14 protein-coding genes are annotated in these 15,033 nt (G+C 34.2%); 11 read left to right on the forward strand and 3 right to left on the reverse strand.

Features of this window, described 5'->3' with window-relative positions; genetic code table 11:
• Positions 1–318 precede the first annotated feature (318 nt).
• Positions 319–507 (reverse strand): hypothetical protein, encoded by a 189-nt coding sequence (locus tag ACF91D_RS12400; RefSeq protein WP_107548598.1) that lies wholly within the window; start codon positions 505–507, stop codon positions 319–321.
• Between the two features lie 284 nt (positions 508–791).
• On the opposite strand from ACF91D_RS12400, the gene ACF91D_RS12405 reads away from it, so the two are divergent.
• Positions 792–1,460, forward strand: a complete 669-nt coding sequence (locus ACF91D_RS12405) for a DUF4887 domain-containing protein (protein ID WP_069792692.1) — start codon at positions 792–794, stop codon at positions 1,458–1,460.
• Between the two features lie 125 nt (positions 1,461–1,585).
• Here the strand turns inward: ACF91D_RS12405 and isaB are convergent, their stop codons facing one another.
• Positions 1,586–2,101: an immunodominant staphylococcal antigen IsaB family protein gene (gene isaB / locus ACF91D_RS12410; RefSeq protein WP_327621040.1), complete on the reverse strand. Its 516-nt coding sequence runs from the start codon at positions 2,099–2,101 to the stop codon at positions 1,586–1,588.
• 382 nt (positions 2,102–2,483) lie between these two features.
• Positions 2,484–2,714, reverse strand: a complete 231-nt coding sequence (locus tag ACF91D_RS12415; RefSeq protein WP_327621039.1) for a hypothetical protein — start codon at positions 2,712–2,714, stop codon at positions 2,484–2,486.
• A gap of 370 nt (positions 2,715–3,084) precedes the next feature.
• Between ACF91D_RS12415 and ACF91D_RS12420 the strand changes: the two genes are divergently transcribed.
• The 10 genes from ACF91D_RS12420 to rnr all read left to right on the forward strand — a co-directional run bounded on the left by ACF91D_RS12420 (position 3,085) and on the right by rnr (position 15,032).
• Positions 3,085–4,101, forward strand: a complete 1,017-nt coding sequence (locus ACF91D_RS12420; RefSeq protein ID WP_039068644.1) for a sugar-binding transcriptional regulator — start codon at positions 3,085–3,087, stop codon at positions 4,099–4,101.
• Between the two features lie 54 nt (positions 4,102–4,155).
• Positions 4,156–5,163, forward strand: a complete 1,008-nt coding sequence (gene gap, locus ACF91D_RS12425) for a type I glyceraldehyde-3-phosphate dehydrogenase (RefSeq protein WP_039068645.1) — start codon at positions 4,156–4,158, stop codon at positions 5,161–5,163.
• Between the two features lie 130 nt (positions 5,164–5,293).
• A complete protein-coding gene (locus tag ACF91D_RS12430; protein WP_101050338.1) occupies positions 5,294–6,484 on the forward strand; it encodes a phosphoglycerate kinase in 1,191 nt (396 codons plus the stop codon).
• Positions 6,485–6,560: 76 nt separating this feature from the next.
• The gene (tpiA, locus tag ACF91D_RS12435; protein ID WP_039068647.1) at positions 6,561–7,322 is read left to right on the forward strand and encodes a triose-phosphate isomerase; all 762 of its coding nucleotides are present in this window, start codon (positions 6,561–6,563) and stop codon (positions 7,320–7,322) included.
• A gap of 1 nt (position 7,323) precedes the next feature.
• Positions 7,324–8,841, forward strand: a complete 1,518-nt coding sequence (gene gpmI / locus ACF91D_RS12440; protein ID WP_039068648.1) for a 2,3-bisphosphoglycerate-independent phosphoglycerate mutase — start codon at positions 7,324–7,326, stop codon at positions 8,839–8,841.
• Positions 8,842–9,034: 193 nt separating this feature from the next.
• Positions 9,035–10,339, forward strand: a complete 1,305-nt coding sequence (gene eno / locus ACF91D_RS12445; protein WP_101094512.1) for a surface-displayed alpha-enolase — start codon at positions 9,035–9,037, stop codon at positions 10,337–10,339.
• 631 nt (positions 10,340–10,970) lie between these two features.
• The gene (locus ACF91D_RS12450; RefSeq protein ID WP_039068651.1) at positions 10,971–11,432 is read left to right on the forward strand and encodes a hypothetical protein; all 462 of its coding nucleotides are present in this window, start codon (positions 10,971–10,973) and stop codon (positions 11,430–11,432) included.
• Positions 11,433–11,500: 68 nt separating this feature from the next.
• Positions 11,501–11,734 carry a preprotein translocase subunit SecG gene (gene secG, locus ACF91D_RS12455; protein ID WP_039068652.1) on the forward strand — a complete coding sequence of 78 codons (234 nt, stop codon included), beginning with the start codon at positions 11,501–11,503 and terminating at the stop codon, positions 11,732–11,734.
• A gap of 134 nt (positions 11,735–11,868) precedes the next feature.
• Positions 11,869–12,609: an alpha/beta hydrolase gene (locus tag ACF91D_RS12460; protein WP_327621038.1), complete on the forward strand. Its 741-nt coding sequence runs from the start codon at positions 11,869–11,871 to the stop codon at positions 12,607–12,609.
• A 35-nt stretch (positions 12,610–12,644) separates the two neighbouring features.
• Entirely contained in the window at positions 12,645–15,032 is a 2,388-nt protein-coding gene (rnr, locus tag ACF91D_RS12465) for a ribonuclease R (RefSeq protein WP_039068655.1), read from the forward strand.
• Position 15,033 lies beyond the last annotated feature (1 nt).

The raw sequence follows: 15,033 nt of genomic DNA on the forward strand, positions 1-15,033 counted from the left end.
TTATTTCGAGTATACCCCATAATATACTAACGAAGGTAAAATTTTGACTCCCTTTAGTAGCGAGGCTGGGACATAACTGTGTGTCTCGGCCTTAAGTACGTTATTAGCAGAAGTTAATTAGATTTTATCTATTTTATAATTCTATTTCGTTGCTAGTCATTTTATCGGTATGGGGTTATAACAAAAGCGTTTTGAAAAAGCATCTTTCATTTATACCTTCCTCTAAATCTATGTTAACGCAATTAATGGCATGTAACTATCTTTTTACGTATTTACGCTTTTACAAAGGATTAATACGTTAGAAAGTTATATTTGTATCTACAGAAATAATAAAATAAAGCCTAAAAGACTAATTAATATTAAACTAATAAAAATTGTGAATGCAAAACGTGATTTTGAATGTTCTCTAGTCTTATGATTATCATTTTCCAACATAATTTGTCTAAGACCAGTGTTCGTATTTTTTGAGTGTTGATCTAAGTCATCAAAGAGTTCATGTTTTTTCAATTTAGAACACATCCTGTTATGATAATAGATATAAGCTAATCTTTTGAATTACTTTCTCTAAAGTATTGAAAGTGCAAATAAAATTAGATTAGTATTAAAGTAAATCATAAAATTTTATCATACACATGTATTTTACTATATATATGACTTTAAGATAACAACTAGATTAAAAAATTAGTTAATAAGTTTAATTAGCATATGAAATAGTGTAAAATATATATTTGATATTGAACGTATACACAGTAATTTTAAATGTATGATATAAATTGAAGTGAGGGGAGCATATGCCAAAGCATAATCAAAATAATAACTTTGATGACCAAGATAACAAGAAAATGAGTGGTTTTGCGAAAATAGTTAGTGGAGTAATTGTATTACTATTAGTAGGTGGACTCATATTTGCTATTTTTGCATTTGTAGATCATTCCAATAAAGCTAACGAACGTTTAGCGGATCAGAAACAAGAAGAAAAAGAGAAACAAAAAGAGAAAACAAAAGAAGAAAAAGAGAAGAAAAAGAAAGAGAAATCTACTGAAGAATCTCAACAAACACAACAGACGCAGCAAACACAACAAGCTCCTCAGACGCAGCAAACACAACAGACGCAACAAACGCAACAAAGAACTCAACAACCTGCTACTGCTGAACGCACAACTGAAGAAAAGAAAAAACCAGAAAAAACAAAAGAAGCAACAACTGAGGAAGCAACAACTGAAGAAAGAACAACTGAAGAGCGTACGACAGAAGAAAAAACGACAGAAGAAAAAACACCGGAGCCTTCTACTGAAGAAAGAACAAGAGAACCATCAACAGAAGAAAAAACATCTGAGCCTACTACAGAGCAAAAAACAAGTCAAAGAAGCGCACAAAACAGCTCTCAAAATAGTACCCAAGAAAGATCGTCACAAAATAGCACTTCAAATAGAAGCGCACAAACATCTGAAGAAGACTAAAATACAGTTGAACAAGGATGCATCAATGCATTTGTTAATACTGAAAAGCCGGGCTGATAAGTAATCAGTCCGGCTTTATTTGTGTAAAATCATTTCAGAAATTAATGTTAGTTAGAGTTTTTAAATTATTTAGAAATAACTGTTCCTAAAGTCACTTCTGTCACGTAACCATTTTGGATATCAAATTTAATATTGTTACCATTTAAAATATATGAAATAGATTGACCTTTTGCTGTATTAACAACTTTACCTTCTCCCCATACTTTAACCAATTGTTCTTGAGAAATATGGTTTTTCTTAACAGGGAATTTAGCTTGGATTGCTTTGTTAGAAGCAAATTTCATTACTTTTTGGTCATGTACTTTAACTTCTTTTGAATATTTTTGGTAACTTAAAGCGCTTTGAGTATCAGCGTATATATTGTAACCATTAAGCTTAACATTATTATGCTTTACAGCATTTTTAAAATTAGTATCTAATATGAAGTTACCATTTTGACCAGTCATACCAGAGTATGCGTACCAAGGTTTTGTCGCTGCCTCAGCAATATTATTTTGTGATGCAAATTGTGTTACTGTAGTCCCTAATAATGTGCTCAATGCGATACTGCCAGCTAAAATAACTTTTGTGAACTTTTTCATTTTTTAAAACTCCTTTTAATAATTTTGTAATTGAGTTGTTTGTAATCTTATTGCTATAAATATATTACTATAAGATTACAAATATTACAAGTGTGTTACGGTATTTTTTGATTAGTTAGTAAAATTTTGCCTAAGAGCGGGGAATATTCAAAGAAGTTAAGTTGTTTTGAGAGGATAAAGAATAAACTGTCGCATAGCTTAAGTTACTATACAACAGTTATGAATATATAAGCATTATAATGAATTGAGAAGTTAGAATATAGATAGAAGCGTTTATTATTAAAAGGTAGATTCTATGTGGAAAGCATGTAATCAGGACTCAATAGTATAGTAGTTGAACGATGAAACATAACTTATAATCATCATTTTTGAAAATATAATTTTAAAATAAAAAACTGAGTAAGTAAGACACTAACGAAAATATAATGATTAAAGTAAAACAACCACCAAAACACCCTAAGGGGCCACAACCACAGCCGAAACGTTTTGTGTAATTTAAAGAGTGATGTTGATTGTTTGTAGGGATGTCTTGATTTTTTTTATTAAAGTAATCCTTATCCTTATAACGTTGATCATCTGGGTCAATAACTTCTGGATTATTATTGTTAGACATGCGTTTCTCTCCTCGACTTGTTTAATATATATTTATTTTAAAGATTTAATACATAGTATTCAATTAGAGTTGCTCAGTGTAGTGGTCGGATTTAGAGAAAATGTGACAAACTCATTGATCCAATTAATTTAAGTATTGATGATTAACAAATTATATAGCGGGTAAATTGTTACTGTACGCAGATAAAAAATATTTGATTTTAATAGTAAATGTAGTTGATAAGATAAGGACTATTTTTGCTTGCAATTTCAAAACGATAGTAGTATTATTGCAAATATAAGAGGTTATATTTTTTTGTCCCGCTAGGGACGAAAAAAGTCAATCTATGGTTAGAACTTGACCCTTTATAAAGAAACGGAGGAGGATAGTAGTGAAGGATTTGATAAAAGTTCAACAAAAGCTTGTGCCAGAAATTGTTGAAAAAATGTATCGTCGTTTCTCGATTCTCACTACTATTTCAAAGCATCAACCCGTAGGTAGACGTAGTTTAAGTGAATATATGGATTTGACTGAACGTGTGCTTCGTTCTGAAACGGACATACTAAAGAAACAGGATTTGATTAAAGTTAAACCCACAGGTATGGAAATAACAGAAGCAGGTGAATTAACGGTCAGACAATTGAATGGTTATTTTAATGTCTATTCTGATGACCATCATCTTGCTCAAGTTATTAAAGAACAGTATGGAATCAAAGAAGTCTATGTCATTCCAGGGGATTCAGACGCTGATCAAACAGTTAAGATTGAATTATCCCGTCAGGCAGGACAACTCGTTGAAGATGTACTTTATGAAAATGCAATTGTTGCAGTAACAGGTGGTTCAACAATGGCCTACGTTAGTGAAGCAATGCATCATCAACCATACAATGCGTTTTTCGTTCCTGCGAGAGGCGGACTTGGTGAAAATGTTGTTTATCAAGCAAACACAATTGCAGCTAGTATGGCACAGCAAACAAATGGTGATTACACAACGTTATATGTACCAGATAATGTAAGCGAAACGACGTATAATACGCTTATGTTAGAACCCTCCGTAATCCAGACGCTAGAAAAAATCAAACAATCCAATATTACAATCCATGGCATTGGTGATGCGCTGAAGATGGCGCGAAGACGTCAATCACCTAATGAAGTTATAGAAAAACTTCAACATCACAATGCCTCGGGAGAAGCATTTGGATATTATTTCGATGATCAAGGCGATATCGTACACAAGGTAAAAACGATAGGACTTCAATTAGAAGATCTTGAGTCGAAAAAGTTTATTTTTGCTGTAGCAGGGGGTAAATCAAAAGGAGAAGCAATTAAAGCTTACCTTTCAATTGCTCCTAAAAACACTGTATTAATTACAGATGAAGGTGCAGCAAAAGCAATCGTAAACATATAGTAATAAAAAGTGATAACACTTTTTAAATATCATTTATTAAAGGAGGCCATTATAATGGCAGTAAAAGTAGCAATTAATGGTTTTGGTAGAATTGGTCGTTTAGCATTCAGAAGAATTCAAAACGTTGATGGAATTGACGTAGTAGCAGTAAATGATTTAACAGATGACGAAATGTTAGCACATTTATTAAAATATGACACTATGCAAGGACGCTTCACAGGAGAAGTTGAAGTTGAAAATGACGGTTTCCGTGTTAACGGACAAGAAGTAAAATCATTCTCTGAGCCAGAACCAAGTAAATTACCTTGGAAAGACTTAGACATTGATGTTGTATTAGAATGTACTGGTTTCTTCGCTGATAAAGAAAAAGCAGAAGCTCATATTGAAGCAGGTGCTAAAAAAGTATTAATCTCTGCTCCAGCTACTGGTGACTTAAAAACAATCGTTTATAACACAAACCACCAAGAATTAGATGGTTCAGAAACAGTAGTTTCAGGTGCTTCATGTACTACTAACTCATTAGCTCCAGTTGCAAAAGTATTAAACGATGACTTCGGTTTAGTAGAAGGTTTCATGACTACAATCCATGCTTACACTGGTGACCAAAGCACACAAGATGCTCCACACAGAAAAGGCGACAAACGTCGTGCGCGTGCAGCAGCTGAAAACATTATTCCTAACTCAACTGGTGCTGCTAAAGCAATTGGCCTAGTAATCCCTGAAATCGATGGTAAATTAGACGGTGGAGCGCAACGTGTTCCTGTAGCTACTGGTTCTTTAACTGAATTAACAGTTGTATTAGAGAAAAATGTAAGTATTGAAGACGTTAATGCTTCAATGAAAAATGCATCAAACGAATCATTCGGTTACACTGAAGATGAAATCGTTTCTTCTGACGTAATTGGTATGACTTACGGTTCATTATTCGATGCAACACAAACACGTGTAATGACAGTTGGCGACCGTCAATTAGTTAAAGTAGCAGCTTGGTACGATAACGAAATGTCTTACACTTCACAATTAGTTCGTACATTAGAACACTTAGCAACTCAAGCTAAATAATTCGATGTAAAATTAATTTAGCAAGCGCATTGTGCTGTTAAATTTAAACAATATGCTTAGGAGTAAGCGGGGAGCACAACGCTTCTCCGCTTATTTTAATTTATTGTTCCATTCAGAGGAGGAAGCTTACATGGCTAAAAAAATTGTAACTGACTTAGAATTAAAAGGTAAAACTGTACTTGTTCGTGCTGATTTTAACGTACCGATGAAAGATGGAGAAATCACTGACGATAACCGTATCGTTCAAGCATTACCAACAATTCAATATATTATTGAACAAGGTGGAAAAGTCGTATTATTCTCTCATTTAGGTAAAGTGAAAGAAGAAAGCGACAAAGCAGAATTAACTTTAAAACCAGTAGCTGATGCATTAACAGAAAAATTAGGTAAAACAGTTACTTTTGTACCTGAAACACGTGGTGAAACGTTAGAACAATCTGTTAAAGACCTTAATGAAGGTGATGTACTGTTAGTCGAAAATACACGTTTTGAAGATGTAGATGGCAAAAAAGAATCTAAAAACGATTCTGAATTAGGTAAATACTGGGCTTCACTTGGTGATGTATTCGTAAATGATGCTTTTGGTACAGCGCACCGTGAACATGCATCAAATGTAGGTATTGCAGCTAACTTAGAAACAGTAGCAGGATTCTTAATGGAAAAAGAAATAAAATATATTGGTGGCGTAGTTGAAAACCCAGATAAACCAGTAGTTGCAATCCTTGGTGGCGCAAAAGTTTCTGACAAGATTGGCGTTATTACAAATTTATTGAAAATTGCAGATAAAGTACTTATCGGTGGCGGTATGTCATACACATTCTTTAAAGCACAAGGTAAAGAAATTGGCTTATCTTTATTAGAAAAAGACAAAGTTGATTTTGCTAAAGAATTATTAGACCGCGCCGGCGATCAAATCGTATTACCAGTTGATTGTAAAGTCGCTAAAGAATTTTCAAATGATGCAGAAATTACTGAAGTAACAGTAGATAATATCCCAGCTGACCAAGAAGCAATGGATGTTGGACCGAAAACGGTTGAATTATTCAAAGAACATTTACAAGGTGCACATACAGTAGTATGGAATGGACCAATGGGTGTGTTTGAATTAAGCAACTTTGCTAAAGGTACGATTGGCGTTTGTGAAGCAATCGCTGAATTGAAAGATGCTAATACTATTATTGGCGGCGGCGATTCAGCAGCTGCAGCAATTTCATTAGGTTATGCGGATGACTTTAGCCATATCTCAACTGGTGGTGGCGCATCATTAGAATATCTTGAAGGCAAAGAACTACCAGGCGTAGTTGCAATTGCTAACAAATAATCGCACGACTAAAAACAGCAACCCATGATTATATAGACAATATTTAATCATAATTTACTAATAGGAGTGTAATATAATGAGAAAACCAATTATCGCAGGTAACTGGAAAATGAACAAAACTGTTCAAGAAGCTAAAGATTTTGTAAATGAATTACCAACATTACCAGATACTAAAGAAGTAGAATCTGTTATTTGTGCACCAACAATCCAATTGGATGCATTAGTAACGTTAGTTAATGAAGGTAAAGCACAAGGCTTACAAATTGGTGCACAAAATGCATATTTCGAAGATAACGGTGCTTTCACTGGTGAAACTTCTCCAGTAGCGTTAGCTGACTTAGGTGTTAAATATGTTGTTATCGGTCACTCAGAACGCCGTGAAATCTTCCATGAAACAGATGAAGAAATTAACAAGAAAGCACATGCAATCTTTAATCATGGCATGACTCCAATCATTTGTGTTGGTGAAACTGACGAAGAACGCGAAAGCGGAAAAGCAAATGAAGTTGTTGGAAACCAAGTTAAGAAAGCAGTAGAAGGTTTATCTGAAGAACAACTACAACAAGTTGTTATCGCATATGAACCAATTTGGGCTATTGGTACTGGTAAATCATCAACTGCTAAAGATGCAAATGAAATGTGTGCATTTGTAAGACAAACAGTTTCAGAATTATCTAGCCAAACTGTAGCAGAAGCAACACGTATTCAATATGGTGGTAGTGTTAAACCTAACAACATTGAAGAATACATGGCAGAATCAGACATCGATGGTGCTTTAGTAGGCGGCGCATCACTTAAAGTGGATGATTTTGTACAATTGTTAGAAGGTGCAAAATAATATGGCGAAACAACCAACTGCATTAATTATTTTAGATGGTTTTGCAAACAGAGAGAGCGAGCACGGTAATGCTGTAAAACTAGCTAACAAACCTAATTTTGATCGTTATTATAGTAACTATCCAACTACACAAATCGAAGCAAGTGGTTTAGATGTGGGACTACCTGACGGTCAAATGGGTAATTCAGAAGTTGGGCATATGAATATTGGTGCTGGTCGTATTGTTTATCAAAGTTTGACGCGTATCAATAAATCAATTGAAGATGGAGATTTCTTTGAAAATGATGTGTTAAACAACGCTATGAAACATGTTAGAGATAATGATTCAGTACTACATGTTTTTGGTCTGTTATCAGACGGCGGTGTACACAGCCATTACCAACACCTTTTTGCTTTATTAGAATTAGCTAAAAAGCAAGGTCTTGAAAAAGTGTACGTCCATGCATTTTTAGATGGACGTGACGTTGATCAAAAATCAGCATTAAAATATATAGAAGAAACTGAAGCTAAATTTAATGAACTAGGCATCGGTCAATTCGCTTCTGTATCTGGACGTTATTATGCAATGGACCGTGATAAACGTTGGGATAGAGAAGAAAAAGCATATAATGCTATCCGTAATTTTGGTGGAGAGACATTTGAATCAGCAAAAGCTGGCGTTGAAGCTAACTATGCTAAAGATTTAACAGATGAATTTGTAGAACCATTTATCATTGAAGACCAAAATGAAGGTGTTAATGATGGCGATGCAGTAATCTTCTATAACTTCCGTCCAGATAGAGCCGGGCAACTTTCTGAAGTGTTTACAGATAAAGCATTTGACGGGTTTAAAGTAGAACAAGTCAAAGATTTATTCTATGCAACATTTACAAAATACAATGACAACGTAGATGCTGAAATTGTTTTTGAAAAAGTCGATTTAACTAATACAATCGGTGAAGTTGCACAAGATAACGGTTTGAAGCAATTACGTATTGCTGAGACAGAAAAATTCCCACATGTAACTTATTTCATGAGTGGCGGTCGCAATGATGAATTCGAAGGTGAACGTCGTCGTTTAATTGATTCACCTAAAGTCGCAACTTATGACCTTAAACCAGAAATGAGCGCATATGAGGTAAAAGATGCTTTAATCGAAGAACTAAATAAAGGTGACCTAGATTTAATCTTATTAAACTTTGCGAACCCTGATATGGTTGGACATAGTGGTATGTTAGAACCGACGATTAAAGCGATTGAAGCCGTAGATGAATGTTTAGGTGAAGTTGTTGATAAAATAACTGAAATGGGTGGCCATGCGATTATCACTGCTGACCACGGCAATTCAGATATGGTATTAACAGATAAAGATGAACCTATGACTACGCATACAACTAATCCAGTTCCAGTAATTGTTACAAAAGATGGTGTGACATTACGTGAAACAGGTCGTCTTGGTGATTTAGCGCCAACACTATTAGATTTATTAAATGTTAATCAACCTGAAGATATGACTGGTGAATCATTAATAAACCGCTAATATAATGAATTAAAATTTTGAGTGAAAACTGGTGCTACAGATATAAATAGAAAGGTTTCTTATTCTGACAATTTGTAGCATCTTATAAACAACACAAGAGAATTAAATTACTTTGTATTTATAGTATTTAAAGCTATAATGAAGATGAAATTTAATATTTCTAAACTACTTATTTATAAAGGAGATTATAAACATGCCAATTATTACAGATGTTTACGCTCGCGAAGTCCTTGACTCACGTGGTAACCCAACAGTTGAAGTAGAAGTATTAACAGAAAGCGGCGCTTTTGGTCGCGCATTAGTTCCATCAGGTGCGTCTACTGGTGAACATGAAGCAGTAGAATTACGTGACGGTGATAAATCACGTTACTTAGGTAAAGGTGTTACTAAAGCAGTTGACAATGTTAACGAAATTATCGCACCAGAACTTATCGAAGGTGAATTTTCAGTATTAGAACAAGTATCAATCGATAAAATGATGATCCAATTAGACGGTACTGAAAACAAAGGTAAATTAGGTGCTAACGCTATTCTTGGTGTTTCTATTGCAGTAGCACGTGCAGCAGCTGATTTACTTGGACAACCACTTTACAAATATTTAGGTGGATTTAATGGTAAACAATTACCAGTACCAATGATGAACATCGTTAATGGTGGTTCTCACTCAGACGCTCCTATCGCATTCCAAGAGTTTATGGTATTGCCTGTAGGTGCAGATACATTTAAAGAATCATTACGTTGGGGAACTGAAATCTTCCACAACTTAAAATCAATCCTTAAAGACCGTGGTTTAGAAACAGCAGTAGGCGACGAAGGTGGCTTTGCTCCTAAATTTGAAGGTACTGAAGATGCTGTGGAAACAATCTTAGAAGCGATTAAAGCAGTTGGTTTAGAGCCAGGTAAAGATGTATTCTTAGGCTTTGACTGTGCTTCTTCAGAATTCTTTGAAGATGGCGTTTATAATTACGCTAAATTCGAAGGTGAAAATGGTGCCAAACGTACTGCTGAAGAACAAGTTGACTACTTAGAGGAATTAGTTAATAAATATCCAATTATCACTATTGAAGATGGTATGGATGAAAATGACTGGGACGGCTGGAAAGTATTAACAGATCGTATCGGTGACAAAGTACAATTAGTTGGTGACGATTTATTTGTTACTAACACAGTTAAATTATCTGAAGGTATCGAAAAAGGTATCGGTAACTCAATCTTAATCAAAGTTAACCAAATTGGTACATTAACAGAAACATTTGACGCTATTGAAATGGCTCAAAAAGCTGGTTACACTGCAGTTGTATCTCACCGTTCAGGTGAAACAGAAGATACTACAATTTCTGACATCGCTGTTGCAACTAACGCTGGCCAAATCAAAACTGGTTCATTATCAAGAACTGATCGTATTGCTAAATACAACCAATTATTACGTATTGAAGATGAATTATACGAAACAGGTAAGTTTGACGGACTTAAATCTTTCTATAACTTATCTAAATAATACAGCTTTAAAATTTAAGAGTTCACGCGCTAACACGCAAGTCATAATGACTTGCGTGTTTTTTTAAAGTCTTACTTGTTCAATTGAAAATTGAGCAAGTAGGACTTATGCAATAGCAAGCCTATTGTAAACAGTGGAAGGATTTGTTTTGATCTAAATCTTAATTATTAATATGGGCAGTAGCTGACTGGATTGAAAATTAGAACTGTCCTTCTCGTGTATTTAGTAAATGTTATTTAAGTATGAGCTTAGCTCTTTCAATCCTAGTCATCCTTGCCGGGGTGGGACGACGAAATCACTTAAAAACAAATTAGATTTCTGTCCCACTCCCTAGTAGGACTTATGCAATAGCAAGCCTATTGTAAACACTGGAAGGACTTGTTTTTGATCTAAATCTTAATTATTAATATAGTATAAGCTCAAAGCCTCAGACACTCAGGCCCTTTTGTGCGTAATGTTTACAGATATAAATAGATGAACGTTTGTCTATTTATATCTATGTGATATCAAAAGTAAAAAAGTATTACTAGTGCTTATTATTTTAGTTTACTTATTTACTTAAATTGTTCATCTTTCACTATGAAACTGATATAATTGTAAGTGTAAATTATAGAAGGAGTCTTAACTCATTATGGATGTAAAACCGAAGTCAAAAGAAATTAAGACGGCACACCTGATAGCATATAGTTCGTTAATCATTGCTATACTTTATGCTATACATTTATTTTTAGTGTTAGATGATAGTGTTATAAAACAATTGCTATCTAATAGTGGTCAAAAAACATCAGAAAACGCTGTTGGTACAATTAAAAATAGTTTTCAGTTTACAGGTATTATGTATATCTTAGCTAACTTAGCTGGTATTTTTGCAATTTGGAATCGACACAGCTATTTATGGTGGTTCATGTTTGCAGTCTTTGCATCACAAATTTTATATAATATAATTAATATTAGTGCAGTTTATCGTGCAATTTTAGATGTGAAAACTAGTTTAAACTTATTGCCACTAACATTAGTATTAGTGATGTCATTTGTACTCGGCGTATATATGTTAATCGTTTCAATAGTACGTAAGAGTACGTTCAATAGATAGAAGTTTGCTAAAGACAACGTACGTATGATATAATGCGTTTCGTATATGATGAATGGAGGACAATTTTCATGCATACATTAGTAATAGTACTTTTGATTTTAGATTGTATTGCATTAGTAACTGTTGTGTTACTCCAAGAAGGTAAAAGTAATGGACTATCAGGTGCAATCAGTGGTGGCGCCGAACAGTTATTTGGTAAACAAAAGCAACGCGGTATTGATTTATTCTTGCATAGATTAACAATTGTATTGTCTATCATTTTCTTCTTATTAATGTTAGGCATAAGTTATTTTGGTTTATAAGGTCCGACAATGTTAAAGTCGGGCTTTTTTATTTATAATAGATATGTTGGATATTAAATGAATAGTAAATTATTCAAGCATAGATAAATATAGTAATATTGTAATTAAAAGCATAAACGAAAGGATTGAATACAATGCAGATGAAACTACCAGAGCCATTCTTTTTTGAAGAAGGGAATAGAGCAGTGTTGTTGTTGCATGGTTTTACAGGAAATTCCTCAGATGTAAGACAATTAGGTCGTTTCTTACAGAAAAAAGGTTATACATCTTACGCACCTCAATATGAAGGTCATGCAGCACCACCAGAAGAAATTTTAAAATCAAGTCCTTTTGTATGGTTAAAAGATGCCTTAGATGGCTATGATTTTTTAGTGGAAAAAGGTTATGATGAAATAGTTGTAGCTGGTTTGTCACTCGGTGGCTGCTATGCTTTAAAATTAAGCTTAAACAGAGATGTAAAGGGTATTATAACTATGTGCTCTCCTATGTATATTAAGACTGAGGGCGCTATGTTTGAAGGTGTTTTAGAATATGCCCGTAATTTTAAAAAGTATGAAGGTAAAGATGAAGTAACAATTCAAAAAGAAATGGATAATTTCAAACCCACAGATACTTTAAAAGAGTTACAAGGTCAAATTGAAGATGTAAGAGAACACATTGATGAAGTGATGGATCCGTTATTGGTTATTCAAGCAGAACAAGACCAAATGATTAATACAGATTCTGCAAACATTATATACAATGAGAGCGAATCTGATGATAAAGATATTAAATGGTATGCAAATTCTGGACATGTCATTACGATAGACAAAGAGAAAGAATTAGTATTCGAAGACGTCTATAATTTTCTAGAATCATTAGATTGGTCTAATTAAAAAATAAATATTTAAAAATAGAAAGGAGGGGCATAATGAATTTAAAGCAATCCATTGAAGAAATTATTAAACAACCAGATTATGAACCAATGTCTGTGTCTGATTTTCAAGATGCATTAGGTTTAAATAGTGCCGACTCATTTAGAGACTTAATTAAGGTGCTTGTTGAATTAGAACAAACAGGTTTAATTCAACGTACAAAAACAGATAGATATCAACGCAAGGAATCACAAAAGTCCAAACAACCAAAATTGATAAAAGGTAAACTTAGCCAGAATAAGAAAGGCTTTGCATTCTTACGTCCAGAAGTAGAGGATATGGATGACATCTTTATCCCACCTACGAAAATAAACAGAGCTATGGACGGTGATACAGTCCTAGTTGAAATACACCAATCTAAAGGGGACCACAAAGGGAAGGTTGAAGGCGAAGTTAAAACTATAGAAACACATTCAGTTACTCAAGTGGTTGGTACCTATAGTGAAGCACGACATTTCGGTTTTGTACTACCAGACGATAAACGAATTATGCAAGATATCTTTATACCAAAAGGTCAAAACCTTGGAGCTGTTGACGGTCACAAAGTGCTCGTACAAATTACGAAATATGCTGATGGTACAGATAATCCAGAAGGTATCGTTTCAGCAATCTTAGGCCACAAGAATGATCCAGGTGTAGATATCTTATCAATTATTTATCAACATGGAATCGAGATTGAATTTCCTGATAATGTTTTAGCAGAAGCTGAAGCAGTGCCAGATCATATCGAACCATCAGAAATTGCAGGACGTCATGATTTACGTGACGAATTGACAATTACTATCGATGGCGCAGATGCGAAAGATTTAGATGATGCTATTAGTGTTAAAAAATTAAGTAACGGTAATACACAACTAACAGTAAGTATCGCAGATGTAAGTTACTATGTAACTGAAGGTTCAGCGTTAAATGAAGAAGCCTATAGCCGTGCAACAAGTGTGTATTTAGTTGACCGTGTAATTCCAATGATTCCACACCGTTTAAGTAACGGTATCTGTTCATTAAATCCTAAAGTAGATAGATTGACCTTAAGTTGTCAAATGGAGCTTAATGAGCGTGGTGAAGTTGTTAAACATGAAATTTTTGATAGTGTAATTCATTCAAATTATCGTATGACTTATGATGAAGTAAATGAAATTATAACGGATCAAAATGCAGAAACTCGTAATAAATATAGCGAAGTTACACCGATGCTTGACTTAGCACAAGACTTGTCTCAACGTTTAATTAATATGAGAAGACGTCGTGGTGAAATTGATTTCGACATTGATGAAGCCAAAGTACTCGTCAATGAAGAAGGTATCCCAACTGATGTTCAATTAAGAAAACGTGGCGAAGGTGAACGTTTAATCGAATCATTTATGCTAGCAGCTAACGAAACAATTGCTGAACACTTTGATCGTTTAGAAGTACCATTTATTTATCGTGTCCATGAGCAACCTAAATCAGAACGTCTACGTCAATTCTTTGACTTTGTAACTAATTTTGGTTTAATGATTAAAGGGACAGGCGAAGATATTCACCCATCCACTTTACAGAAAATCCAACAAGAAGTTGAAGGTCAACCAGAACAAATGGTTATTTCAACGATGATGTTACGTTCAATGCAACAAGCACGTTATGATGATGTAAACTTGGGCCACTTTGGTTTATCAGCAGAGTATTATACCCATTTCACATCACCGATACGTAGATATCCTGATTTAATTGTGCATAGATTAATTCGCAAGTACATTGTAGAACAGTCTATGGATAGAAAAGAAAAAAATAAATGGGAAGAAGCACTCCCTGAAATTGCTGAACATACGTCACAAAGAGAACGTAGAGCGATTGAAGCGGAACGTGATACAGATGAACTGAAAAAAGCCGAATACATGGTACAACATATTGGCGAAGAATTCGAAGGTATCATTAGTTCAGTGGCAAACTTTGGTATGTTTATTGAATTACCAAATACAATTGAAGGTATGGTTCATGTTTCCAACATGACAGATGACTATTATCACTTTGATGAACGTCAAATGGCTATGATTGGTGAACGCCAAGCAAAAGTATTCCGTATAGGTGACCCTGTAGAAATTAAAGTAATCAATGTTGATGTTGATGAACGCATGATCGACTTTCAAATTGTAGGTATGCCATTACCTAAAAATGAACGCGGCCAAAGACCTTCTCGTGGTAAGACGATTCAAGCTAATCCACGCGGTAAATCATCAGACAAATCAAAAGATGATAGAAATAGTAAAGGTAACCGTACGAAACAGAAACAGCGTAAAGGTAAAAACAAACGTAATAATGGGAAACAAGAACAAGGTAATACGAAACACAAACCATTTTACAAAGATAAAAAAGTGAAAAATAAAGCGCGCAAGAAGAAAAAATAAC

This window comes from Staphylococcus sp. 231237_7MaSpsaltlick (genome assembly GCF_043107035.1).

Excerpts from the sequence above, each read along its gene's own strand:
- isaB (WP_327621040.1), bottom strand. The coding sequence starts at position 2,101 with ATGAAAAAGTTCACAAAAGTTATTTTAGCTGGCAGTATCGCATTGAGC.
- ACF91D_RS12460 (WP_327621038.1), top strand. The coding sequence starts at position 11,869 with ATGCAGATGAAACTACCAGAGCCATTCTTTTTTGAAGAAGGGAATAGA.
- ACF91D_RS12430 (WP_101050338.1), top strand. The coding sequence starts at position 5,294 with ATGGCTAAAAAAATTGTAACTGACTTAGAATTAAAAGGTAAAACTGTA.
- ACF91D_RS12405 (WP_069792692.1), top strand. The coding sequence starts at position 792 with ATGCCAAAGCATAATCAAAATAATAACTTTGATGACCAAGATAACAAG.
- eno (WP_101094512.1), top strand. The coding sequence starts at position 9,035 with ATGCCAATTATTACAGATGTTTACGCTCGCGAAGTCCTTGACTCACGT.
- rnr (WP_039068655.1), top strand. The coding sequence starts at position 12,645 with ATGAATTTAAAGCAATCCATTGAAGAAATTATTAAACAACCAGATTAT.
- gpmI (WP_039068648.1), top strand. The coding sequence starts at position 7,324 with ATGGCGAAACAACCAACTGCATTAATTATTTTAGATGGTTTTGCAAAC.
- ACF91D_RS12415 (WP_327621039.1), bottom strand. The coding sequence starts at position 2,714 with ATGTCTAACAATAATAATCCAGAAGTTATTGACCCAGATGATCAACGT.
- gap (WP_039068645.1), top strand. The coding sequence starts at position 4,156 with ATGGCAGTAAAAGTAGCAATTAATGGTTTTGGTAGAATTGGTCGTTTA.
- tpiA (WP_039068647.1), top strand. The coding sequence starts at position 6,561 with ATGAGAAAACCAATTATCGCAGGTAACTGGAAAATGAACAAAACTGTT.
- secG (WP_039068652.1), top strand. The coding sequence starts at position 11,501 with ATGCATACATTAGTAATAGTACTTTTGATTTTAGATTGTATTGCATTA.
- ACF91D_RS12450 (WP_039068651.1), top strand. The coding sequence starts at position 10,971 with ATGGATGTAAAACCGAAGTCAAAAGAAATTAAGACGGCACACCTGATA.